The organism is Acrocarpospora corrugata (genome assembly GCF_009687845.1).
GTDB lineage: Bacteria > Actinomycetota > Actinomycetes > Streptosporangiales > Streptosporangiaceae > Acrocarpospora > Acrocarpospora corrugata.
Genome location: NZ_BLAD01000036.1, coordinates 296,691 through 319,496, shown reverse-complemented (window position 1 = coordinate 319,496; position 22,806 = coordinate 296,691). Strand labels below are relative to the sequence as shown.

Here is a 22,806-nt window from a genome sequence, read left to right as displayed (position 1 = left end):
CGTCAGAGGATCTGCTTCAGTGAGACGGTGTAGGCCAGCTTGCGCCGCCCGGCGTCGCTGAGGTGCAGATGGTCGCCGTGGTCGTAGGCGGCGCGCAGCTGGTCGGGCATCTCGGTGTCGCGCAGCGCCTTGTCGAAGTCGAGCACCCCGTCGAACGCCCTGCTGGTCCTGATCCAGCGGTTCACCTGCTGCCGGATCGCCTCCCGCTCCGGCGTCCAGCTCTGGTATCCGGCGAACGGCGTCAGCGTGCCGCCCAGGATCCGCAGCTTCCTGGCGTGCGCCAGCTTGATCATCTTCTTGTACGCGTCGACCAGCGCCTTGGCCGAGGTCACCTCGCCCTTGGAGATGTCGTTGATGCCGCAGAACACCACGACCGTCTTCACCCCCGGCTGGGAGAGCACGTCCCGGTGGAACCGGCTGAGCGCGCTCGGCCCGACCCCCGTGTGCAGCACCCGGTTGCCCGCCATGCCCGCGTTGAGCACCGAAACCCGCTTGGCGGCCGGCAGCGCCGAGATCCGATGGTTCAGATAGTCGGTCCACCGCCGGTTCGCGTCGATCTCCTGCCCCGCGCCGTCGGTCAGCGAGTCGCCCAGCGCGACCACCGACCGCACCGACTTCGCCGTGGTCACCGCCACCCGGTCCAGGAAGTACCACTGGGTGCTGGTGTAGGTGAACTTGTCGGCCGACTCGCCCTTCGCGTAGTCGCCGGGGTCGGAGAGGAACGTGGTGGTGTAGGCCCGTTCGTGGCCCGTCACCTGCGCCAGGTTGCTGGGCACGTACATGCTCACCACGACGCTCTGCCGCGGCGAGATCTTCTTGACCACCGGGTCGCTCCAGACCGCCTGCCCCGGCTTGAGCCTGATCGCCTTCTTCCCGTTGAAGGTGACCGGCCGGTTGGACTTGCTCACCAGCTCCGCCCCGTACGCCTGTAACCCCAGGTAGACGCCGTGGAAGGTGACCGAGGTACGGCCGAAGACGTTGGACAGCCGGATGCGTAAGCCGCTGCCGCCGATGCTGGTGCGGACCACCATCCGGATCGTCTGGTCGCCGATCGCGGTCGGCAGCCGGTCGCTGGGCGCGGTCCAGGTCCCGACCAGGTGCTGTCCCGAGGCCGCCCGCGCGGGCGACATCGGCACCGAAGTCGACATCAAGGCCGCTGCCAGCATCAACGCCGTCATCAACAACCGGTGGGCCGGTCGCACTATCGCCTCCGAAAGCCAGGTGAGATTAAGTCGCGATGGGATACATTACGGCCATTTGTCTTCTGGAACGCTGCCATTCGGGCAGACGTGCTTGAATCCTCTTTGCCAGGCTCCCTGACACCCTGAGGACACGGATGTCCGTACCGTCCCCGCCCGACGAGCAGCCCTCCGGACGACGGGCGCTGGCCGCACCGGCCGCGATCGGGGCGGTCGCCGCGGTGGCCAGTGCGCTGGCCGCCGCCACCAACATCTGGGACCTGCCGGTGGCGGTGAGCCTCGGCGTCACCGGCGCCGCCGCGCTGCTGGCCGGGGTGCTGGCCTGGGCCACCGCCGTGCCCGCCAAGCGCCGCCCCGGCATCGGCCCGGCCGGCGGCCCGGTCGCGGCCGAGCTGCCGCCGGTCATCGCCCACTTCACCGGCCGCGGCGACGCCCTCGCCGACCTGCGTGACCGGTTCGACGCCAGGGCGGGGGACTCCCCTTTCGTGGTGTCCATCTACGGCCAGGGCGGGGTGGGCAAGTCCGCGCTGGCCGCCCGGTTCGGGCACGACGTGATCGACGCCTTCCCGGACGGGCAGCTCTACTTCGACCTGCGCGGCGGCGACGACGTGGTCCGCCCCGAGGAGGTCCTGGTCGGGTTCCTGCGCTCACTCGGCGTCCGGCTGACCACCGACCCCGGCGGCCTGCGCGAGCTGCAGAAACTCTGGTGGACCTGGACCAAGGACCGCCGTCTGCTGATATTTCTGGACAACGCTGGGGATGGGGATCAGGTCAGGGACCTCATCCCGACCGAGTCCACGTGCGCGGTGATCGTCACCTCCCGCAAGCCGCTGCTGCTCCGCAACACCTACGACACCCAGCTGCACGTCTTCACCGAGGCCCAGGGCGTCGAACTGCTGGCCCGGCTGGCGGGCGGGGACCGGGTGGTCGCCGACCTGGAGTCCGCCCAGACGATCGTCCGCCTCTGCGACCGGCTCCCGCTGGCCATCAGCATCTGCGGCGGCCGACTCGCCACCCGCCCGCACTGGTCGCTGCGGGACCTGGCGCACCGCCTGGAGGACGAACGCCGCCGCCTAGACCAGCTGGAGATCGGCCGCCAGCTGGACGGCAGCGTCCGCGCCAGCCTGCACCTCAGCTACGAGGAGTGCACCGACCTGCAGCGCCGCCTGCTCCGGCTGCTCGCCCAGCTGACCGCCCCCGACGTGCAGGAATGGGTGGCCGGCGACTTGCTCGACACCTCCGAGACCGACGGCGCCGACCAGCTGGAGACGCTGGTCACCAGCCAGCTGGCCGAATGCACCGGCCACGACCCCACCGGCGGCATGCGCTACCGCCTGCACGACCTGGTCCGCCTGTTCGCCCGCGAGCAGCGCCTGGACGCCGACCAGCGCCGCGCCGCCATCGAACGCGTCCTGTACGGCTTCCGCCGCCGCGCCGAAGCCGCCGCCACCGCCCGCTGGCCCCAGGACTGGACCTCCAGGGCCCCGCGCCGGAGCACCCCCGACACGATCACCCCCATCGAGATCACCTGGCCGCGCCTGGACCACACCCGCCGCGAGATCAGCTCCGCCGCCTGGTTCACCTCCGAGCGGATGGCCCTGCTCGCCGCCATCCACCAGGCCAGGAACGAGGGGATGTGGGACCTGGCCTGGGGCATGGGCCGGGCCTTCTGCTCGCTCTGTCACTCGCTCCGGGCGTACTGGTCGGACTGGGAGGAGGTCGCCGACATCCTCTACGAGGCCGCCGGGCGGATGGGCGACCCCCGCGCGGTCGGCATCGCCCTGCTGGAACGCTCGGCCGTGGCAGGCGGCCTCGGCCGCCCCGAGGGCGCGCTCGACGACGCGCGCCGGGCCCTGGTCCTGCTGTCCGGCCAGGGTGAACACTGGTGGGCGGCCCGCGCCATGCGCGCCATCGGCATGACCCTGTTCGGCACCGGGCACTTGGACCGCGGCCAGGACCACCTGGTCGAGTCGATCGACGCCTTCAAGGCCGAGGGCGACCGCTGGTGGACCGCGCGCACCCAGCGCAACCTCGCCGAACTCCGCCTCGCCCAGGGCGGCTACGGCGAGGCCGCCGCCCTGCTGGAGGAATCCCTGGCCACCTTCCAGGCCGACGCCAACCGCTACTCCGAGGCCCAGACCCAGCGCGCCCTCGGCGAGGTGCTGGCCGCCAGGGCGCGCTCGCTGCTGGCGGCGGGCGAGGACCTGGCCGCGGAACGGCAGTACATCCTGGCCGGCAACGCCCTCCGCTTCGCGATCAAGTCGTTCCAGGAGCGGCAGGAGGAGTGGGAGCAGGCCCGCAGCCTGCGCGCGGCCGGCGAGATCGGCGACCCGCAGAACCGGCTCACCGAGTACGCCAACGTCCGCGACGCCAAGGAGATGCTGACCCGGCTGGGCGACTCGTGGGGCGTGGCCCGGACCGAGATCTCCGAGGGCCGGGCGCTGGAACGGCTGGGCCGGGTGCCGGAGGCGGTGGCGGCGGTGCGCCGGGCCGTACAGGACTTCGAGGAGCTGGGGGACCGGTGGTGGCAGGCGCGCAGCCTCGGCGGGGAGGCCGAGATCCTGCTGCGCGCCGACCGCAGGGAGGAGGCGCGGGAGCCCGCCAGGCGGGCCCTGGACATCTACCTGAACTTGGGCAACGAGGCCGGCGCCCGGCACGCCAGGGAGGTCCTGGCGCGAGCCGAGACGCCTAGGCCGCCGTCACACTGAGCAGGTGGGTGCCCGCCTTCCGCGCCTCCGCGATGCTGGCCCGGAAGACCTGTTCGACGGCCGCCGCGTGGGTGGACATCCGGGCGATCTGCGACACCGCGAGCGTGTCCGGCGCGGTCTCGGCCAGCAGCCGCTCGTACTCCGGGGTGAGCTCCTCCAGCTCGGCCAGCTTGCGCCGCGCCTCGAAGCACCGATCGGCCTCCACGGCCTGCTCCGCGTACGCCTCCAGGGCGGCCACCCGGGCGGTCAGCGAGGCGGTGGCCGTCTCGATCGCCAGATCGTAGGGCCGGACCGCCTCCGCGATCAGCGGGTGCGGGTCGGCGCCCACGATCTTGAAGTGCGCGGCCCGGCGCGCCGACAGGTCGGCGAGGCGGACGGCCACCTGCCAGACCTCCTCCGGCAGCGTCTGGTCGTTGTCGATGGTGTCCAGCAGGCCCTCCCGGTGCACGGCCGAGGAGAGCACGGCGCGGACCGCGCGCTGGGCTCGGGCGAGCAGGCTCCCGCACTGCTCGTCGAGGTCCTCGGGGAGCACGAACCGGTCCGCGTGCGCGTACGCGGACCGGAGTCTGCGCTGGAGGTCGCGCTGCTCGGGGTCCCCGGCCAGCCACCAGAGCAGCCCGCAGACGCCGATCACGCCGAGCATGGACAGCAGCGCGACCGGCCCGCCGACCACTGCGGTCACCAGCAGGACCGTGCCAGTGAAGATCGCCAGCGGCCGGTCCGCGCCGCCCTTGTCCGGGACGCGCCCCCGGCGCACCTCCAGGAGCAGCGGATGGTGCGTGCGCAGCAGCGCGGCGACCGGGAAGGGCACGCTGGGATCGACGGCGAGGTGGGGTGGGTCGGCCATGGGACCTCCTGGGGGATGATGCGCTGTACTGCCACCGCCTGAGCGAAATATGAGTTGATCGCAAGGGATTGCGAAAGAACTAGAAGACATTCATTCTGCCGCCACTCCGACGTCTTATCCCGACAGATAGGCTCATAAGCGATGAACGAACATGAGCGATGGATAGTTCTGGAAGGCGCGGTCAATGTCCGTGATCTCGGCGGGCTGCCGACCACGGACGGCGGCACCACCCGATTCGGCCGCATTCTGCGGGCCGACAACCTGCAGGGTCTGACCCCTGCCGACATCGAGCTCCTCGTCGGCACTCTCAAACTCCGGCATGTGGTGGACCTCAGGTCCAATACCGAGGTACGGCTGGAAGGCCCCGGGCCGTTGTCCGAAATGTCGGAGATCGGGTTCCACCATCACACCCTCTTCGCCGAGGGCGGCCGGTTCACCGACGCGAGCGCCGACGCGAGCCCCGACACGGTCGACGAACGGGCGCTCCCGTGGGCGAACGCGCCCAGGAACGACGACGAGCTCCGGGTCACCGGCTACTACTACAGCTACCTGCGGGACCGGCCGGACTCGGTGGTCGCCTCGCTGCGCGCGCTGGCCGGCGACGACGGCCTGGCCGTGGTGCACTGCGCGGCCGGCAAGGACCGCACCGGCGTGGTCTGCGCGCTCGCGCAGGCGGTCGCGGGCGTCACCCGGGAGGCCATCGTCGCCGACTACGCCGCCACCGGCGACCGGATCGCGGCGATCCTGGAGCGGCTGCGCTCCAGCGAGACCTACCGGGTGGACCTGGACTCCAAGCCGGCCGACCAGCACGTGCCCCGGCCCGAGTACATGGAGCTGTTCCTGACCACCCTGGAGGACCGCTTCGGCGGCCCGATGGGATGGCTGGAGCAGCACGGCTGGACCGCCGCCGACACGGCCGCGTTACGCGCCCGGCTGCGGGACTGACACCACCCGCTGCTCGGAGGCCGCCACCTTGGCGGCCTCCAGCACGGCCAGCGCCGCCACCACACCCGCGGGGTCCACCGGCGGAGCCGCCTTCTCGCGGACCATCGCCACCACACCCCGGTAGAAATCGGCGTACGCCCCCGGCTCGGTGCGGACCTTCCGGGTGTCGCCCTCGACGCCGAGCGTGCCCCACGTCTCCTCGGGCTCCTCCCCGAATTCGGGCAGGCCGGGCGAATCCCCGGCGCGCAGCCGGTCCTCCTGCCGGTCCAGGCCCCACTTCACATAGGTACGCTCCGCGCCCACCACCCGGAACCTCGGCCCCAGCTGCCCGGCCACCGCGCTCATCCACAGCTGCGACCGCGCGCCGTTCAGGTGGGTGAGCGAGAGGAACACGTCGTCCTCCGCCTCGACCTCCGCCCGCCGCACGTCGGTCTCCGCGTACACGGCCGTCACCGGGCCGAGAAGTTCCAGCGCCTGGTCCACCAGGTGGCTGCCCAGGTCGTACAGCAAACCGCCGATCTCGTCCGGGCCGCCGCGCTCGCGCCAGCCGCCCTTCGGCACCGGCCGCCACCGCTCGAACCGCGACTCGAACCTGCGGATCTCGCCCAGCTCCGCGCCCAGCCGCCGGATGGTCAGGAAGTCGCCGTCCCAGCGCCGGTTCTGGAACACGGTGAGCGGGAGCTCCTTCTCCCGGGCCAGCCGGATCAGGCCGGCCGCCTCGGCGGCGGTGCCCGCCAGTGGCTTGTCCACCACCACCGGCAGGCCCGCGGTCAGGGCGGCCGTCGCCAGCGGCACATGCGTCCGGTTGGGGGAGGCGATCACGATCAGGTCGGAGCGTTCCCACAGCTCCTCCGCGCAACCGACCACGGCCGCGCCGAGGGCACTGACCCGGTCGGCCTTGGCCGGGTCACGGGTGACCACGGCGGCCAGGCGCAGGCCCGGCGTCGCCGCGATCAGTGGCGCGTGGAAGAAGCTGCCCGCGGGGCCGAAACCGGCGAGGCCGACCTTGATCTCATCCATGCCGGCAAAGATAGTCAGATCTCCCGGTCGTCGCGCTCGGCCAGGAACGCCTCGAACTGGGCGGCCAGTTCGTCGCCGGTCGGCATCGGCGTCGACTCGGCCATCAGGTTCTCCTTGTCGGCGCCCGACTGGAACGCGTCGTACTGCTGCTCCAGGCCCTCGATCGCGCCGGACAGCTCGGCCGACGCCTGGATCTGCTCCTCGATCTCGGCCGTGGTCTTCCCGGCCGCCTCGCGCAGCGCGTCCATCGGGAACACCAGCCCGGTGCCCCGCGTGATCGCCTCCAGGGCGGCCACCGCGGCCTGCGGGTACTCGGCCTGGGCCAGATAGTGCGGCACGTGCACGGCGTAACCCAGCGCGTCGTGACCCTTGCCGCCGAGCCGGAACTCCAGCAGCGAGGCCGCGCTGCCCGGCACCTGGACCCGGCCGAACGGGCTGGTCTGGCCGTTGATCAGGTCGGGGCGGCTGCCGTGCGCGGTCAGGCCGAGCGGGCGGGTGTGCGGCACGCCCATCGGGATGCCGTGCGCCGTCACCAGCTTGCCGATCTTCAGGCGGGTCGCCAGCATGCCCACCGCCTCGGTGAACAGCTCCCACTCCCGGTCCGGCTCCGGCCCCGTCATGATCAGGAACGGGGTGCCGGTCACGTCGTGCACCAGGTAGACCGCCAGCTCCGGCATGTCCACCTCGGTCCAGCGGTCGGTGTCGAAGACCATCGCCGGCCGCCTGGACCGATAGTCCAGCAGCCGATCGATGTCAAAGGTCGCGACGACCCGGTGCTCCAGTTCGGCGAGCAGATGCCCCAGGGCGAGTCGTCCCGCCGCCCCGGCGTCTACAAAGCCCTCGAAATGGTAGAGCAGCACCGGATCGGTCAGCTCGGGGACGTCGCCGTCGAGCCGGTAGAGATCCGTCGGGTCGAACACGGTGTCAGCCTTTCTTCAGGTCCTACCAGAAGAACCTACGACCCGCCCAAACGATTCCGGGCGTTTTCGGGGACCCTATCGGTGGACAATGAGGCGCATGCAGCCGGATCCGGAACTGGAAGCGTTCGCCACCAAGCTGTTCGATCTCGCCCGGGCGGGCGAGACCGCCGCGCTGGCGGCATATGTGGACGCCGGAGTGCCGGTCGATCTGACCAACGACAAGGGCGACACGTTGCTCATGCTGGCGTCCTACCACGGTCACGCTGTAACGGTCCAGGCTTTGACCGAGCGCGGCGCCGATCCCGATCGGGCCAACGACCGCGGGCAGACGCCGCTGGCGGGCGCGGTCTTCAAGAAGGAGCCCGCCGTGGTGCGGGCGCTGCTGGCCGCCGGGGCCGACCCGCGGGCGGGCACGCCCTCGGCGGTGGACACCGCCCGCCTGTTCGGCCACGACGACCTGCTCGAACTGTTCGGTTAACGCGGCGGGTCCTGCTGGACGTCTTCCGGGAGTTCCATCTCGCCGAGCGCGGTGGCGATGGTGTCCTCCAGGCTCAGCCGTGCGCCTTCGGCGAACAACTCGTTGAACCGGGTGCTCCCGAGGTTCTCCAGGCACTCCTTGCGGCACTTCTCGTATTCCTGGGACAGGAACGGCGAACCCATCTGGGCCAGGCCGAAGGTGTTCCAGTTCGTCTCGGACGCGCCCAGCAGGTAGGTCGCGTGCGCGAACCGCTCCTGCGCCACGGCTAACCGCGCCACCGTCTCCAGCACCAGCAGCACGCCCGGCACGTCGTGGAAGTGCCGCTTGATGCGCAGCGCGTCCTTGGCGCTCACCACCGCCTCGGCCAGCCGGTCGGTGTTCAGCTGGACGATCGACAGGATCCAGGTCGCGTACGAGCGCAGCCACAGCTCGCCGCGCTCCTTGCAGACCTTCAGGCAGTCCTGCAGCAGCGTCTCCGCCTCGAACAGGTCGTTCTGCGCGGTCAGCACCAGGGCCAGCTCGCCGATCGCGGGCAGCAGGCCAGGGTTGAGCTCCCGGCCGCCGCGGTGGAACTCGATGGCCACCCCGAGCAGCGCGGTCGCCTTCTTCAGGTCGCCCTGCAGGAACGCGGCCGTGCCCTGCATCTTGGTGGCCAGGATCACCGAGGTGGAGTCGCCCACCTGGACGGCCTCGGTGCTGCACTGGTCGGCCGCCTCCACCGCGCCGCTGATGTCGCCCTGCGCGCTGCGGATGTAGGAGAGCACCCAGAGCGCCTTGCACCGTTCCTTGCTCGGCTGGGTGGACTCCTTGATCGCGCGCTCCAGGTAGTGGCGGCCCTCCCGGACGAAGCCGCAGGCCACCCACATGAACCAGAGCGAGGACAGCAGCTCCAGGCCGATCCTGACCTGACCGGGGGTCTTCAGGCAGTAGTCGACCGCGACCCGGATGTTGTCGTGCTCCTGGCGCATCCGGACGAACCAGTGCACCTGCCTGGGGCCCGACCAGGCGTGCTCGCCGCGTTCTGCCAGCTGCAGGTAGTAGTCCCGGTGCCGCTGCTTGAGCGCGTCGGTCTCGCCGAGTTTGTCCAGCCAGTCCTCGCCGTACTGGCGGAGCGTGTCGATCAGCCGGTAGCGCTGGCCGGAGACCGTGCCGTAGCTGAGCAGCACCGACTTGTCGACCAGGCCGGTGATCACTTCCAGGATCCGGTCGGCGGCCAGGCTGTCGCCCGCGCAGACGTAGCGGGCCGCGTCCAGTTCGAAGTCGCCCGCGAACACGGCGAGCCTGGCCCACAGCAGCCGCTCCGCCGGCTCGCACAGCTCGTGGCTCCAGCCGATCGCGGCCCGGAGCGTCTGGTGCCGGGGCAGCGCGGTCCTGCTGGCGCCCGCCAGCAGGCTGAACCGGTCGGTGAGCAGGCCGAGGATCTGGTCCACCGAGAGCGCCCTGAGCCGGACCGCGGCCAGCTCGATCGCCAGCGGGATGCCGTCCAGCCGCACGCACAGCTGCGCCACGCTGTTCACGTTGTGCTCGTCCACCACGAAGTCCGGCACCACCGCCGAGGCCCGCTGCCGGAACAGCTCCACCGACTCGTTGTGGTACGGACTCTCCGCCGGGTCGTCGCCGGGCACGATCAGCGGCGGGATGGCCACCGTGGACTCGCCCTGGGTGTTGAGCGAGCGCCGGCTGGTCGCGATGATCCGCAGCTTCGGCGCCCGCGCCAGCAGATCCTGGACCAGCTGGGCGCAGGCTTCGATCAGGTGCTCGCAGGTGTCCAGGACCAGCAGCAGCTCACGTTCCGACAGCCAGTCGCCGAGCGCGTCCGAGCCGACCCGGTCGGAGGTGTCGGCGATGCCGAAGGCGGTGCTGATGGTGTGGTGCACCATGCCCGGGTCCTGCAGCCGGGCGAGATCGACATACCAGATCCCGTCCTTGAACTGCTGGCGGACCAGATGCGCGATCCGCAACGCGGTGCGTGATTTGCCGACACCGCCGATTCCGGTCACCGTGACCAGGCGGGAAGTCTGCAAACGTTGTCTGATGGTGGTGAGGAGTCGATTCCGGCCCACGAAACTGGTGAGTTCCGCGGGAAGATTGCCCTCTCGCCGCCATCCTGCTGGCGTTGCCATGCCGCCTCACGGGGGTTGTTGCGTCCGGCCTGCACCTGAACCTATGCAATTACACGCCCGTCTCGGGCTCTTTCCTGTTCCCGCATCGTACCCTTGCGCGACGATAGATGTTTGGTTGAGTGGTCCCGACGTTTCTCCCCCGGGGGAATTCCGCCCGGGGGAGAGTCGATATTATTGGCGTCATGACAGAGCAGCAGCCGGATGACATGCGTCCGGTGGACCTCTTCGACGACGGCCTGCCGGTGCTGCCCGACCAGACTTCGGACGACACCGATCACGGGTGGGGCGAGTGGCGGGGCGGCGATGATGACGACGCCCGTTTGATCGAGGATCGCCCGCCGCACTGGGGCTAGATCTGTTGGTGCGGCTGGTCGAGCTGGTCCCACCACCAGTTGATGGCGGTCACCGGGAGCGGGTCGAGGCTGTCGTCCATCGGCTCCTCCTTCCAGGTGCGGGGCATCGCGATGCGCTCGCCCGACGCTTCGTCGTCCGGGTTGCGCGGGTCGCCGTACCGGTCGGTGATCATGCTCCATTCCAGGTAGCCGCGGACCCATTCGCCCAGGCCGTGGACGTAGCGGGTGAGTTCTGAGCCGGCGTCGGTCTTGACTTCGTCGCTGAGGCGCAGGAACAGGGACATCACCCGGTCGCGCATGGCCACGGCGGTGGTCAGGGCGTCGTCGATCGAGCAGTCGTTCTGGTGGGCCAGCACGCTGACCAGGTTCTGGAGTTCGGCGTAGCCGTACCGTTCCTTGCGGAAGGCCTCCTTGTTGAAGGAGATGATGTCGTTGTCCCAGCCGACCAGGGCGTTGGCCATCTCGGTGAGGGCGCGCACCCGGGCCGTGGACATCTCGGCCGCCGAGACCTCGTAGCCGGCGCTGATGTCGATGAACATCAGGCTGGGGGCGGTGGCGGTGACGTTCAGCCACATCGCGACGTAGTCGTTGACCCGGGGGATGCGGTTGGCCGAGCGGTTGACGGCCTCCCAGATCAGGCCGAACAGGTATTTCCGCAGTTCCTCCACCCAGCGGGCGGTCTGCACGGGGGTGGCGTAGAGGTCCAGGCGGCGGCGGATGTCGCGCAGGCCCTCCGCCCACGGGTTGCCGGGGAGCATCCGGGCGGTGGGGGCCTCCAGGATGCGGGCGAGCTTGCCGAGTAACTGGACCAGCTCGTCCAGGGAGGACTCGTCCTCGCGTTCGTCGCAGTACATATCGTCGAAGGTGAACAGCCAGAACAGCTGGTCGCTGGCGACCTGGAGGCCCTCGCCCGAGCCGTGCGGCATGGTCAGCGAGGCGAAGTAGCCGACCTTCTGGGTGGCCAGGTAGTCGCGCTGGGTACGGCTGCGGTGCAGCCCGAAGTCGTCCATCCACTGGACGGTCCGCCGGTCGATCTCGGCGGCCTCGGGCGAGATCGCGTACGGGAACGGGCAGTAGAACGAGGGCACATCCATCTGGGAAAGGGGCGTGGAGTCCACGGCAGCATCCTTTGCGGTGAGGGGGAGATGAAACGCCGCGAGGAAACACGAAACGCGCACACCACGCGGAATATGTTGTAAGGGAGTTATCCGGATTTATCGGCTTATGTCAGGGCCGATTATCGGGACTCCAGCGTCATGGGAATCTTGTCGGCGGACATCGTCCCCAACGCCATCTCCCTGACCCGGTGGCCGGGCACCGGCCGCAGCCGGAACCGGGCCGGCAGCGTGGCCAGCACCAGCGCCATCGAGATCCGGGCCAGCGGCTCGCCCGCGCACTTCCTGGTGCCCGCGCCGAACGGCAGGAACAGGTCCCTGGGCAGCTCCTTGGCGCGGTCGGGCGCCCAGCGGCCGGGGTCGAAGCGCATCGGATCCGCGTACACGGCCGGGTCCCGGAGCAGCGCGGACAGGCTGACCAGCAGCTCGGCGCCCGCGGGGATGGGCACGCCGCCGAGCTCCAGGGCCCTGGTGGTGCGGCGCATCACCAGCCAGCCGGGGCTGCGCAGCCGCAGCGTCTCGTTGACCACCTGCTCGGCGTACCCGAGCTTGGGCAGGTCGTCGGCGGTGACCGTGCGGCCGGCCAGGACCTGGTCCAGCTCCTCCAGGAGCCGCCGCTCGACCTCCGGATGCTGCCCGAGCTCGTGGAAGACCCAGCCCAGCACGTGCCCGGTGGTGTCGCCGCCGGCCACCACCAGCGAGAGCACCTCGTCGCGCAGCTCCTGGTCCGACATCGGCAGGCCCTCGGTGTCCCGGGCCGCGATCAGCATGGACAGGATGTCGTGGTGGTCGCGCTCGTCGGCGTGGTAGTCGGCGATCACCTTGGTGATCGCGCGCTCCAGCCGGTCCCTGGCCGCGTTGAAGCGCCGGTTGGCCCGGATCGGCAGCCGCTCCAGCAGGTCGCTGGGGACCACCGCGCGCATGCCGACGCCCACCATGAAGTCGGCGATCGACTCCTGCACGTCCTCGACCTCGCCCGCCGCCGTGTCGGACGAGAACAGGCTTTTGGTGATCAGCGCCACCCCGAGCCGGTCCATCTCCCTGGCGATGTCCAGCGTCATCCCGGCCCGCCACGAGCCGGTCCACGCCTCGATCACCCCGCGCAGGGTGTCGACGTCGTACCCCGGGCGGGTGTGGTGGAAGGCGGGCTGGACCATGCGCCGCTGCCGCATGTGGAACGGGCCGTCGGAGGTGCCGAGCCCGTCGCCGAGCAGCGGGCGCAGCTTGCGGAAGAACCGGCCCCTGGCGAACGTGGTCCCGCCGTCGCTGACCACCTCGCGGGCGATCCGGGCGTCGGTGATCACGAACGCCGGCGTACGGCCCAGCCGGATGCGAACCACCTTGCCGTGGTGGCGCATCTCCTCAAGGAAGGCGAGACGGCGTCCCACCAGTGCGGGAATGTGCCCGAGCAGGGGGAGGCCGCCGGGCGCGGCGGGCGTTAGCTGAGGCATTGGCACGTTCCCTTGTCTCGGCTCGGCAGGGTCGTACGTCTGCGGATCTGGGGTTCGACCGGACGTAGTGGTTCGACGGTGGAACCGGGTGGTTCAACTGTCGTTCGACCAATGGCCATGCCCAAAGGTGGCGCCCCCGATAGCGAGCGCATGCGATCGGCATGCCCGCTGGTTCCTCTTCACGAAATAAGTCCCATTCATTCCGACATGAAATGTTTGCTCTGTCAATGCGGGCAGGAGTCCGGAGTAGGCCAGATCCGACGCATCTGAAAACACATGGGAGTTACCGTGCCCATACAGTCGCTCCTGTCAGCGTTTCATCACTGACAAGCTACATTGCTAGGCCGAATGATTTTTTGTCGTGAAGTAATTTAGTACGTCCGGAAATATTATGAAACGACGTCCTTATGGCGGAATCGCCGAAACGCGAAGGCGATCAGCACGGCCGCGTACGTGACCGCCACCGCGACGCCCTTGATCATGCCGCTGTAGTCGGGGACGGGGGCGAGCGCGTCCAGCCAGGCGGTGTTCCAGAACGTCGGCAGGAACTCGCGCAGGCCGCCCAGCGCCTCCACCGCCTGCAGGATGGTGCTCACGATCACCAGGCCGACCGCGCCGCCGACCGCGCCCAGCGGCGAGTCGGTGCTCACCGACAGCAGGAACGCCACCGCGGCGACGACCAGGTTGCTGACCATCGCGTATCCGATCACGATGGCGAACTTGGGCAGCACGTCGCCGGCCGGGATGATCTCCCCGGTGCCGGGCACGGTGATGTCGTTCCAGCCGAACACGATCGTCCCGGCCAGCAGCGCCATCACCGGGACCACGGTCACCGCCGCCGCCGAGTAGCCGAGCGCGACGATCAGCTTCTGCCGCAGCAGCCGGTCCCGCGGGATCGGCGCGGCCAGCAGATACCGCAGCGACGACCAGTTGGCCTCGCTGGCCACCGTGTCGCCGCAGAACAGCGCGACCGCGACCACCAGCAGGAAGCTGGCCGACACCGACAGCGCGAACGCGGCGAAGTTCAGCCCGCCCGCCGTCGCCAGATCCGACAGCCGCAGGCTGTTCTGGCCGTTGTTGTTGCCCGGCCCGAACTGGAAGGCGATCACCAGGATCCACGGCAGCGCCAGCAGGATGCCGAACATGGCCAGCGTGCGCCGCCGCTTGAACTGCCTGATGATCTCCACCCGGAGCGGCAGTGTGTGCCGCGGGGCGTAGCCGGTCGCTCCGGTGCTCACGCGTTCTCTCCGATCAGGTCGAGGAACACGTCCTCCAGGCGGGTGCTGCCGTTGAGATCGCCCCGGCTGAGCAGCTCGGCGACCGGGCCGTTGGAGATCAGCCGGCCGCGGTGCATGACGACGACGTGGCTGCAGGTCTGCTCGACCTCGCCCAGCAGGTGGCTGGAGACGATCACGGTCCGGTCCCCGGCGGCGTACGCGCGCAGGACCTTGCGCATCTCGGCGATCTGGGGCGGGTCCAGGCCGTTCGTCGGCTCGTCCAGGACCAGCAGGTCCGGGAGGCCGAGCATGGCCTGCGCGATGGCCAGCCGCTGCCGCATGCCCTGGGAGTAGGTGCGGACCGCGCGCTCGACGGCGTTGCCGAGCCCGGCGATCTCCAGCGCCTCGGCCATGTGTGCGTCGGCGGCCGGGCGGCCGGTGGCCCGCCAGTAGAGCTCCAGGTTGTCAAGGCCGGACAGGTGCGGCAGGAACCCGGGCCCCTCGACGAAAGAACCCAGCCTGGACAGGACCGGAGCGCCGGGCACGACCCGGCTGCCGAAGATCTTGATCTCGCCGGCGTCCGGGTGGATGAGGCCCATCAGCATCCGCATGGTGGTCGTCTTGCCCGCGCCGTTCGGGCCGAGCAGGCCGAGCACCTGGCCCTTCTCCACCGTGAACGACAGCTCGTTCACGGCCTTCTCGCCGTTGCGGTAACGCTTGGTGAGGCCGGTGATCTGGAGGGGGACCTCGGCGAGGGCCGGGTCCTGGGCGGTGTCCGCGCGGCGCACCCGGCCGATGAACACCAGGATCGCGGCGACCAGGATCGCCGCCAGCGGCATCGCCCAGGTCCACCAGGCCGGGCCCGTCGCCGGCGCCGACAGCCCGCCGTCGGTGGGCACCACCAGTTCGGGGGAGGCCAGCCCGACGCGGTAGACGGCCGGGGCGGCCGGGGTCGCGTAGGCCATGTCGGTGGTGGTCAGCACCAGGCGCAGCGTGCGGCCGGTGTCGAACTGCCGGTCCACGGCCGGGAGCGCGATGGTGGCGCTGGTTCCGGCCGGGGTGGCGTTCACCCGCACCGGCGCGGTCAGGTTCCCGGGCAGTACGGCGAGCTGGCCGGTCGAGGCGTCGTAGAGCTTGGCGAAGAGGGTGACCTCGCCCTGGCCGTACACCCGGATCTGGGCGGTGGGGGAGCCGGTGAGGTGGAGGGGGGCGGTGAGCGGGGCCGACTCGAAGGTGGCGGCCTGGCCAGGGAGGTCGAGGGCCGCGCCGAGGCCGGAGGAGTTGCCGAGGAGGCTGCCGAAACCGGGGATCGACGAGATCGACGCGGGGGAGCCGCCCGGCGGGTTGGCCACCTCCTGGTCCGGGCCGGTGAGGGCGATCTTCGTGGTGGCGGTGCCGGTGAGGCCGGGGTAACGGTCGCCGCCGGCGTGCACGATCGTGTTGCGGCGGGTGCCGGGGTCGCGTCCGCCGTCCCGGGAGACGGTGAAGGCCTCGCCGGTGGCGACCGAGGCTGCCTGCGCGACCTGTGGGTGGCCGGGGGTCGTCGCGTCCCTGAGCCACTTGTCGAACCAGGCGGAGGTGCGGTCGAAGACCCAGTCGGCCTCGCTGTCGCCGCCGTCGTGGCCGCCGTTGATCCAGGAGACCTCGACGGGGGCGCCGGCGGCGGCGATCGCGCGGGCGTTGGCGTCGGCGTGGGAGAGCGGGAAGAGGGAATCGCGCTGGCCCTGGATGATCAGGGTGGGGATCCGGATTTTTCCGGGCACGGAGACGGGGCTGGAGCGGCGCAGCAGCTCGATCGCCTGCGGCGTGGCGCGGCCCTTCTCGGCGATCTCCTGGTAGATGTCGCAGATCTGGGGGAGAAAGCGGCCGCACTGGATCTGCTGCGGCGTCAGAGGTGTCGCGCCCGGCCCGGCCGTTCCCGAGGGGGTGCCGCCCGTTCCTCCGGTGAGGCCGGTCAGGGCGGCTGCGGCGCCGCCGGCGCCTCCGCCGCCGCTCAGGCCCGAGAGGCGGGTGCCGCCCGCGCTGAAGAAGATGCCGGCCCACATCTTCTTGAAGACGCCGGTCGCCGGGCCCTGTCCTGTGGCGTTGGGGAACAGGGCGTCGGCCAGGTCGTACCAGGTGATCTGGGGGGCGATGGCGTCGATTCTGGTGTCGTAGGCGGCAGTCATCAGGGCGATCGCGCCGCCGTACGAGCCGCCGGCCATGCCGACGCGGGGGTCGCCGGCGGCGTCCAGCCGTACCTCGGGGCGGGTGGCCAGCCAGTCGACCAGCTGTTTGACGTCCTTGACCTCGTAGTCGGGGGAGTTGAGGGCGATCTCGCCGGTCGAGCGGCCGAAGCCGCGGGCCGACCAGGTCAGGACCGCGTACCCGTGCTGGGCGAGGCGCTGGGCCTGGTCGCGGACGCTGGTCTTGCTGCCGCCGAAGCCGTGGCCGAGCAGGACCGCGGGGGCCTTGCCGCCGGAGGCGGGCGTGAAGAAGGTCGCGTCCAGCTTGACGCGCTGGTCGCCGGCGGGGCCGTCGAGCACGTCGATCGTCAGGTCCTGGCCGCGCGGGGGCGGGTCGGCGGGCCAGACCGCCCAGGTGATCGCCGCCACCGCGAGGATCACAACAGCGATCACGGCGGTCATGGCCCGCCGCCCACCAGGGAACGTCATGCCGTGAGCTTACTGAGAACCGCTGAGAGCCGGCTGAGACCGCCCGGCGGCTGGGGTTGGGGAACGGATCAGAAAGTGATGGGAAGGATGAGGCGAGGGTCGGTCAGGGAGTGGGCGGCGGTGAGGAGGTAGTCGCCGCCGACCAGCTGCCAGCCGGAGTCGGTCCAGATTTCGGCGGCTCTGCGGGGGATCTCGATGGTCACTTCGACGGTCGTTCCGGGGCCGGCCTCGGCCACGGCGAATCCGGCCAGCCAGCGTGCCGGGCGGGATTCGTCGGCGGCTACGGGTGCGAGGTACGCCTGGACGACCTCCCGGCCGGAGCGGGTGCCGGTGTTGCGGAGGCCGACGGTCAGGGTGCCGTCCGTGTAGCTGATCGACTCGTAGATCCAGGTCGTGTAGCCGAGGCCGTGGCCGAAGGCGTAGGCGGGTTCTGCGCCGGTGCGGTCCCAGGCCCGATAGCCGATGAAGACGCCCTCGTCGTAGCCGATCTCGCCGTCGCGCGGGGTCACGTCGATGACCGGGCAGTCGGCCATCGCCACCGGCCACGTCGTCGGCAGCCGGCCGCCGGGTTCGGCCGCGCCGGTCAGGACGTCGGCCAGGGCGTGGCCGCCCTCCTGGCCGGGGAACCAGGTGAGCAGCGTCGCGGCGACGTCGTTCCGCCAGGGCATCTCGACGGGGGCGCCGGCGTTCACCACCACGATCGTCTTCGGGTTGGCGGCGACGACCCGGGCGACGAGTTCGTCCTGGCGTTCCGGGAGGCGCAGGGAGTGCCGGTCGAAGCCCTCGCTCTCGACCTCCTTCGACGTGCCGACCACGACCACGGCGACGTCGGCCGCGCGGGCGGCGGCCTCCGCCCGGGCGAGCAGTTCGTCGGCGTCCGGCCTCGGCTCCCGGTGCGCGAGACCGAAGCCGACGTAGGCCAGCGGCATCCCGCCGAACAGGCCCTTGTAGACGGTGTGCAGGAGGAGCACGTCCACGGGCCGCCCGGCGGTGAGCTCCACCGTGAAGATCTTCTGGGTGGGGATGAAGATCGCGTCGGGGGCTCGGTCGGGCGGGGGCTTGATCACGCCCTCGTGCAGGAGTTCGCCGTCGATCTCCAGGCGGAAGGCGCCGAGGCCGTCGATCGCGAACTCGTGCGCGCCGTCCACGTCCGGGGTGAAGGTGCCGCCGATCTCGACCGTGTGCAGCTCGTCGTACGGGACGGGGGTCTTGCCGATCCACGTCAGCATGCCGTCGACCTGCGGGAACGTGCCGAGCACGTGGCCGTCCGCGGCCCTGGCGGTGGAGGTGATGGCGAAGCCGTCGCGGGCCGGGTTGAGGTTGGGGCTGGGGTCGGCGCCCCGGGCGAACGTCACGTCCAGACCGGCGGCTTTGAGGCCGTCCAGGGGTGACACCACATGGTCGGAGTAGACCTGCGCGCTGCCGCCGCCCATCACCCGGGCGTCCTTGGCGAGGCCGCCGATCAGCGCGATCGAGGTTCCTGCCGGGAGCGGGAGAACGCCCTCGTTCCTGAGGAGTGTGAACGACCGCGCGGCCACTTCGCGGGCCAGCGCTTCCCCGTCCACGTCCTCGAATTCGGGGCGCGTTGCGCCGGTCCGCAGCGCGCCCGTCCTGGCGGCCACCGTGAGGACCCGCAGGACGTGCTCGTCCAGGACCTCCTCGGTGACCTCTCCCGCTCGTACGGCGTCGGCGAGTGCTGGGCCGTACACGGTCTTGGGGCCGGGCATGGCCACGTCGAGGCCGCCGTTGGCCGCCCGTACGGTGTCGTGGGCCGCGGTCCAGTCCGAGACGATGAAGCCGTCGAAACCCCATTCGTCCCGCAGCACCCGGTTCTGCAGTTCGTCGTGTTCGGTCATGGTCGGGCCGTTGACCCGGTTGTAGGCGGCCATCACGCCGTACGGACCGGCTTTGAGGTTCACGATCTCGAACGGCGCCAGATACAGCTCACGCAGCGCGCGCTCTCCGACCAGGACGTTCACCGTCAACCGCTCGGTCTCGGAGTCGTTGGCGACGAAATGCTTGACCGTGACCGCGACTCCCCGCTCCTGAACCCCGATCACGTAGCCGGCCGCGATCTCCCCGCTCAGCAGCGGATCCTCCGAGTAACACTCGAAATGCCGCCCGCCGAGCGGCGACCTGTGCAGGTTCACCGTCGGCGCGAGCAGCACGTGCACGCCCTTGCGCCGCGCCTCCTGCGCCAGCAGCCCGCCCACCCGCCGGGCCAGCGCCACATCCCAGGTCGCGGCCAGCGCGGTCGGACTCGGCAACGCGATGGACGGATCGGTGGCCGTCCACTCCATCCCGCGGACGCCGATCGGCCCGTCGGACATCACCAGCGCGTCCAGCCCGATCTCCGGAATGGCGGGCAGCGTCCACATGTCGGCTCCCGCGAGCAGCCCCGCCTTCGTGTCGAGATCGAGCTTCCCGAGCGCCTGAGTCACTTCGTCCATCGCCACTCCTTCCGTCACGAATCAAATACAACACCAAGTCCCACGAGAACTGGATTTTTCGGGCAAAGCGTTTAGTGAGTGAAATATCGCGTGACGTAGCGACATGATCGCTGGCCGCGGCTAAGGTGTGATCGCGTTCGCAGTGCCGGGCCCGGTCGGGCCCGTGAGTTCCTGTCAATCAGCTGCTCGGGAGTTCTGTGACCCCCTCAAACGCCGGCCGTTCGCAAATCATCGAGTTCTGGCGTGCCTGCGAGCTGTTCAGCCCGCAGACGATTCCCAAGGTCGATCCCCGGGACGCCGTCGCGCCCGTCTTTTCGGTCACTCCCGGCGAACCGCTGCCCTGGGAGGAAGGGCATCCCCTGAAGAGGCGGCGGCTGAATCCGGACAGAACGTGGCGGCATCTCCTATTCGGCGGAGTGTTCGAGCTGACTCGGGTGCGTACCCTGCTGGAACAGGTTTTCGGGGCGGACCCGGAAAGTCACGACAGCAGGCCGCCGGGAACCAGCGCGCTGTTCGCCCTCGTCGTCACCGACGACGGCCGCCCGCTGTTCGGCTCGGCCGAGTTCTCCAGCGGCGCCTGGGCGGCGGGCCGTACCGCGGACCCCGGGCCGAAGTCCCCGAAGTGGCTGACCGGGTTCGAGGAGGCATCCGTTGGCCTGGCGGCGGCGTTCCAGCGTGTGACCGCCGCGCACCAGGGCGACGGGGTGGCGGCGGAACTGGCCAGGAAGGGAATCCACGTCGGGCGTCCGCTGGGCCAGGACGAGCTCGCCGGCCTGGTGCAAATCGCCGCCGAGCGGCTGGGCGTGACCCGGATCCTCGCTCCGGCGGGGCTGCTGGTCAAGAGTGTGCAGGTCGGCAGGACCCGGGCGTACAACACGGAGGAAGGCTCCGAGTTCCTCAACAGCTTCATCGTCCCCGACCTCACCCGGGTCGCGGCGGCGGTGCGCTCCGGCGGGTACGGCCCGGCCCTGGCCGAGTACCTCTCCACCCGCGAGCCCGCCCGCGTCGACCTCCGCGCCGACAATCAGGCGATCTACCGCCAGGTCATCCCCGACCTGGTGCCACTCGGCCGCTGGCCCGCCGCGGCCGATCGGCCGCTGGCGCTGAGCCAGCAGTTCGCCGTCAACACGATCATGAGCAGGCTCGCTTCCTCGGCCGGGCTGTTCGCGGTCAACGGCCCGCCCGGCACCGGCAAGACCACCATGCTGCGCGACCTCGTCGCCGCGAACGTCGTCGAGCGCGCCATCCGGCTGGCCGCGCTGCCGTCCCCCGCCGCGGCCTTCACCGGCAAGCACACCTGGGCGACCGGCGAGTACGTCCGGGTGATCCACACCTGGCGTGCCGACCTGACCGGATTCGAGATGGTCGTCGCCTCCGCCAACAACGGCGCGGTCGCCAACGTCACGACCGAGATCCCGGGGCGGCACGCGCTTGACCCGCCCTGGCGGGACGGCGCGGACTATTTCGCCGAGCTCGCGACCAGGGTGCTCGACGCGCCCGCCTGGGGGCTGGTCGCGGCGCGGCTGGGGAGGAAGTCCTTCAGGACCGAGTTCGTGTCCAGGATGTGGTGGGGCACGAAGGAGAAGCCCGGCCTGCGGGAGACGCTCAAAGAGTGGAATCACGACCAGGCGGGAGCGTGGCGTCCGGCTGTCAAGGCGTTCCAGGCGGCGCACGAGCGGGTCCGCGCGCTGCGGCGGAGCCGGCAGGACGTCTGCGCCATGCTCGGGGAACTGGACGATCTCCCGGCCCGGGTCGATCAGCTCGCCGCTGAGATCGCCGCCGGTGAGACCCGGTTCACGAAGCTGCGGGCGGAACTCGCCGAACGGGAGGGGCACGCCGAGAGCGTGCGCCGGGAGGTCCAGGCCCGGGAGCGGGCCAGGCTCGCGCACCGCGAACTCCAGCCGACGCTGGTCACCGCGATTTTCACACTGGGGAAGGCGTCGCGGCAGTGGCTGGCGGAGGACCAGGTTCTGGTCGCGGCCCTCCAGGACGCGCAAGGGCGGCTCGGGGCCGCGCGGGCGCGGGAGGACGAGCTACGGTCGGGCGTGGCCCGGGTGACCGATGAGCTGGTCACCCGGCGGGGGTCGCTCGCCTCGGCGCGGGAGCGCATCGCCGAACTTCGTGCGAAGGTTGAGCCGCATCGGGCGAACTTGGGTGAATTTCTACCCACCGAGGCATGGTGGGCGGGGGAGGAGCGGCGGGAGCTGCGCACGCTCTGGACCGACCCCCAATGGAACGCGGCGCGGAGCGACCTGTTCCTGCACGCGCTCCGGCTCCACCAGGCGTTCCTCCGCGCCCACCCGACCGTGATGCGCAACAACCTCCAGGCGGCCATGGACGTCCTGACAGGAGAGGCACCCAGGGACGCTCCACCGGAGGCGGTCCTGGCGGCCTGGCAGAGCCTGTTCTTCCTCGTCCCCGTGGTCTCCACCACATTCGCCTCGTTCGATCGCATGTTCTCCCATCTCGGACGGGAGTCCCTGGGCTGGCTGCTCATCGACGAGGCAGGGCAGGCCGCGCCGCAGCTCGCGGCGGGCGCGATCTGGCGTTCCCGCCGCGTCGTGGCCGTCGGCGACCCTCTTCAGCTGGAACCGATCGTGACCCTCCCGTTCACCGCGCAGCAGGCTCTTCGCGGGACCTTCGGCGTCGCCGGGGAGAAGTGGCTTCCGGCGCGGACTTCGGTTCAGCAGCTGGCCGACGCCGTCACCGGCTACGGCACCTACCTTCCCGGGGAGAGCGGCCCGATCTGGGTGGGCGCGCCGTTGCGGGTGCACCGCCGCTGCGACCAGCCGATGTTCACGATCTCCAACGCCATCGCCTACGACGGCCTCATGGTGTACGGAAAGTCCGCCGGCGCGCCGCTCGCCCTCCCGGAGAGCATGTGGCTGGACGTGGTCGCCACCGAATCGGAGGGCCACTGGATTCCGGCGGAGGGGGTCGTGCTCGAACGGATCCTGACCCGGCTCACGCGGGAGGGCGTCGCTCCGGCGGACATCTTCGTGATCAGCCCATTCCGGACGGTGGTGCGATCACTCAGCAAGGTGACGCGGGCTTACCGGGGAATCGAAGCCGGAACTGTGCACACGGCTCAGGGCAAAGAGGCTGACGTGGTCATTCTCGTGCTCGGCGGCGATCCGCGCAGCCCCGGCGCGAAACAGTGGGCGGCCCGGAACCCCAACCTGCTCAACGTCGCCGTGAGCCGGGCCAAACGCCGCCTCTACCTGATCGGCAACCGCGATGAATGGGCCAAGCAACGATATTTCACGACTGTGGCGCAGGAGCTGCGGCATACGACGCTGTGACCTCTCACCCCCCACCGGCCTCCG

15 protein-coding genes are annotated in these 22,806 nt (G+C 70.6%); 5 read left to right on the top strand and 10 right to left on the bottom strand.

Features of this window, described 5'->3' with window-relative positions; genetic code table 11:
* Positions 1-2: 2 nt before the first annotated feature.
* Positions 3-1,148 carry an SGNH/GDSL hydrolase family protein gene (locus tag Acor_RS03185; RefSeq protein ID WP_170316769.1) on the bottom strand — a complete coding sequence of 382 codons (1,146 nt, stop codon included), beginning with the start codon at positions 1,146-1,148 and terminating at the stop codon, positions 3-5.
* A gap of 188 nt (positions 1,149-1,336) precedes the next feature.
* Between Acor_RS03185 and Acor_RS03180 the strand changes: the two genes are divergently transcribed.
* Entirely contained in the window at positions 1,337-3,907 is a 2,571-nt protein-coding gene (locus tag Acor_RS03180) for an ATP-binding protein (protein ID WP_155334966.1), read from the top strand.
* Here Acor_RS03180 and Acor_RS03175 read toward each other — a convergent pair.
* Positions 3,888-4,754, bottom strand: a complete 867-nt coding sequence (locus tag Acor_RS03175) for a hypothetical protein (RefSeq protein WP_155334965.1) — start codon at positions 4,752-4,754, stop codon at positions 3,888-3,890. The two genes, Acor_RS03180 and Acor_RS03175, sit on opposite strands and share 20 nt — an antisense overlap.
* Positions 4,755-4,895: 141 nt before the next feature.
* Here Acor_RS03175 and Acor_RS03170 point away from each other — a divergent pair, with 141 nt between their 5' ends.
* Entirely contained in the window at positions 4,896-5,699 is an 804-nt protein-coding gene (locus Acor_RS03170) for a tyrosine-protein phosphatase (RefSeq protein WP_155334964.1), read from the top strand.
* On the opposite strand, the gene Acor_RS03165 is transcribed toward Acor_RS03170, so the two are convergent.
* Entirely contained in the window at positions 5,676-6,719 is a 1,044-nt protein-coding gene (locus Acor_RS03165) for a Gfo/Idh/MocA family oxidoreductase (RefSeq protein ID WP_155334963.1), read from the bottom strand. The genes Acor_RS03170 and Acor_RS03165 overlap by 24 nt on opposite strands.
* 14 nt (positions 6,720-6,733) lie before the next feature.
* Positions 6,734-7,639, bottom strand: a complete 906-nt coding sequence (locus Acor_RS03160) for a proteasome assembly chaperone family protein (protein ID WP_155334962.1) — start codon at positions 7,637-7,639, stop codon at positions 6,734-6,736.
* An 88-nt stretch (positions 7,640-7,727) separates the two neighbouring features.
* Between Acor_RS03160 and Acor_RS03155 the strand changes: the two genes are divergently transcribed.
* On the top strand, positions 7,728-8,117 hold the full coding sequence (locus Acor_RS03155) for an ankyrin repeat domain-containing protein (RefSeq protein ID WP_155334961.1): 390 nt from the start codon (positions 7,728-7,730) through the stop codon (positions 8,115-8,117).
* Here the strand turns inward: Acor_RS03155 and Acor_RS03150 are convergent.
* On the bottom strand, positions 8,114-10,141 hold the full coding sequence (locus Acor_RS03150; protein ID WP_246238383.1) for an ATP-binding protein: 2,028 nt from the start codon (positions 10,139-10,141) through the stop codon (positions 8,114-8,116). The genes Acor_RS03155 and Acor_RS03150 overlap by 4 nt on opposite strands.
* 281 nt (positions 10,142-10,422) lie before the next feature.
* Between Acor_RS03150 and Acor_RS41960 the strand changes: the two genes are divergently transcribed.
* Positions 10,423-10,593: a hypothetical protein gene (locus tag Acor_RS41960; RefSeq protein WP_170316768.1), complete on the top strand. Its 171-nt coding sequence runs from the start codon at positions 10,423-10,425 to the stop codon at positions 10,591-10,593.
* On the opposite strand, the gene Acor_RS03145 is transcribed toward Acor_RS41960, so the two are convergent.
* The 5 genes from Acor_RS03145 to Acor_RS03125 form a co-directional block, all read right to left on the bottom strand.
* The gene (locus tag Acor_RS03145) at positions 10,590-11,711 is read right to left on the bottom strand and encodes a terpene synthase family protein (RefSeq protein ID WP_155334959.1); all 1,122 of its coding nucleotides are present in this window, start codon (positions 11,709-11,711) and stop codon (positions 10,590-10,592) included. The two genes, Acor_RS41960 and Acor_RS03145, sit on opposite strands and share 4 nt — an antisense overlap.
* A gap of 119 nt (positions 11,712-11,830) precedes the next feature.
* Entirely contained in the window at positions 11,831-13,159 is a 1,329-nt protein-coding gene (locus tag Acor_RS03140; RefSeq protein ID WP_155334958.1) for a cytochrome P450, read from the bottom strand.
* A gap of 389 nt (positions 13,160-13,548) precedes the next feature.
* On the bottom strand, positions 13,549-14,397 hold the full coding sequence (locus Acor_RS03135) for an ABC transporter permease (protein ID WP_155334957.1): 849 nt from the start codon (positions 14,395-14,397) through the stop codon (positions 13,549-13,551).
* On the bottom strand, positions 14,394-17,030 hold the full coding sequence (locus tag Acor_RS45325; RefSeq protein WP_281353139.1) for an alpha/beta fold hydrolase: 2,637 nt from the start codon (positions 17,028-17,030) through the stop codon (positions 14,394-14,396). The genes Acor_RS03135 and Acor_RS45325 overlap by 4 nt, the downstream gene beginning before the upstream one ends.
* 68 nt (positions 17,031-17,098) lie before the next feature.
* The gene (locus Acor_RS03125; RefSeq protein ID WP_155334956.1) at positions 17,099-19,480 is read right to left on the bottom strand and encodes a glycoside hydrolase family 3 protein; all 2,382 of its coding nucleotides are present in this window, start codon (positions 19,478-19,480) and stop codon (positions 17,099-17,101) included.
* A gap of 197 nt (positions 19,481-19,677) precedes the next feature.
* On the opposite strand from Acor_RS03125, the gene Acor_RS03120 reads away from it, so the two are divergent.
* On the top strand, positions 19,678-22,782 hold the full coding sequence (locus Acor_RS03120; RefSeq protein ID WP_155334955.1) for a DEAD/DEAH box helicase: 3,105 nt from the start codon (positions 19,678-19,680) through the stop codon (positions 22,780-22,782).
* The last annotated feature ends 24 nt before the right edge of the window (positions 22,783-22,806 follow it).

What these genes read in the sequence shown, in the direction of transcription:
- Acor_RS03185 (WP_170316769.1), bottom strand. Translation starts at nt 1,148, where the DNA reads ATGTCGACTTCGGTGCCGATGTCGCCCGCGCGGGCGGCCTCGGGACAG.
- Acor_RS03180 (WP_155334966.1), top strand. Translation starts at nt 1,337, where the DNA reads ATGTCCGTACCGTCCCCGCCCGACGAGCAGCCCTCCGGACGACGGGCG.
- Acor_RS03175 (WP_155334965.1), bottom strand. Translation starts at nt 4,754, where the DNA reads ATGGCCGACCCACCCCACCTCGCCGTCGATCCCAGCGTGCCCTTCCCG.
- Acor_RS03170 (WP_155334964.1), top strand. Translation starts at nt 4,896, where the DNA reads ATGAACGAACATGAGCGATGGATAGTTCTGGAAGGCGCGGTCAATGTC.
- Acor_RS03165 (WP_155334963.1), bottom strand. Translation starts at nt 6,719, where the DNA reads ATGGATGAGATCAAGGTCGGCCTCGCCGGTTTCGGCCCCGCGGGCAGC.
- Acor_RS03155 (WP_155334961.1), top strand. Translation starts at nt 7,728, where the DNA reads ATGAGGCGCATGCAGCCGGATCCGGAACTGGAAGCGTTCGCCACCAAG.
- Acor_RS41960 (WP_170316768.1), top strand. Translation starts at nt 10,423, where the DNA reads ATGACAGAGCAGCAGCCGGATGACATGCGTCCGGTGGACCTCTTCGAC.
- Acor_RS03140 (WP_155334958.1), bottom strand. Translation starts at nt 13,159, where the DNA reads ATGCCTCAGCTAACGCCCGCCGCGCCCGGCGGCCTCCCCCTGCTCGGG.
- Acor_RS45325 (WP_281353139.1), bottom strand. Translation starts at nt 17,030, where the DNA reads ATGACGTTCCCTGGTGGGCGGCGGGCCATGACCGCCGTGATCGCTGTT.
- Acor_RS03125 (WP_155334956.1), bottom strand. Translation starts at nt 19,480, where the DNA reads ATGGACGAAGTGACTCAGGCGCTCGGGAAGCTCGATCTCGACACGAAG.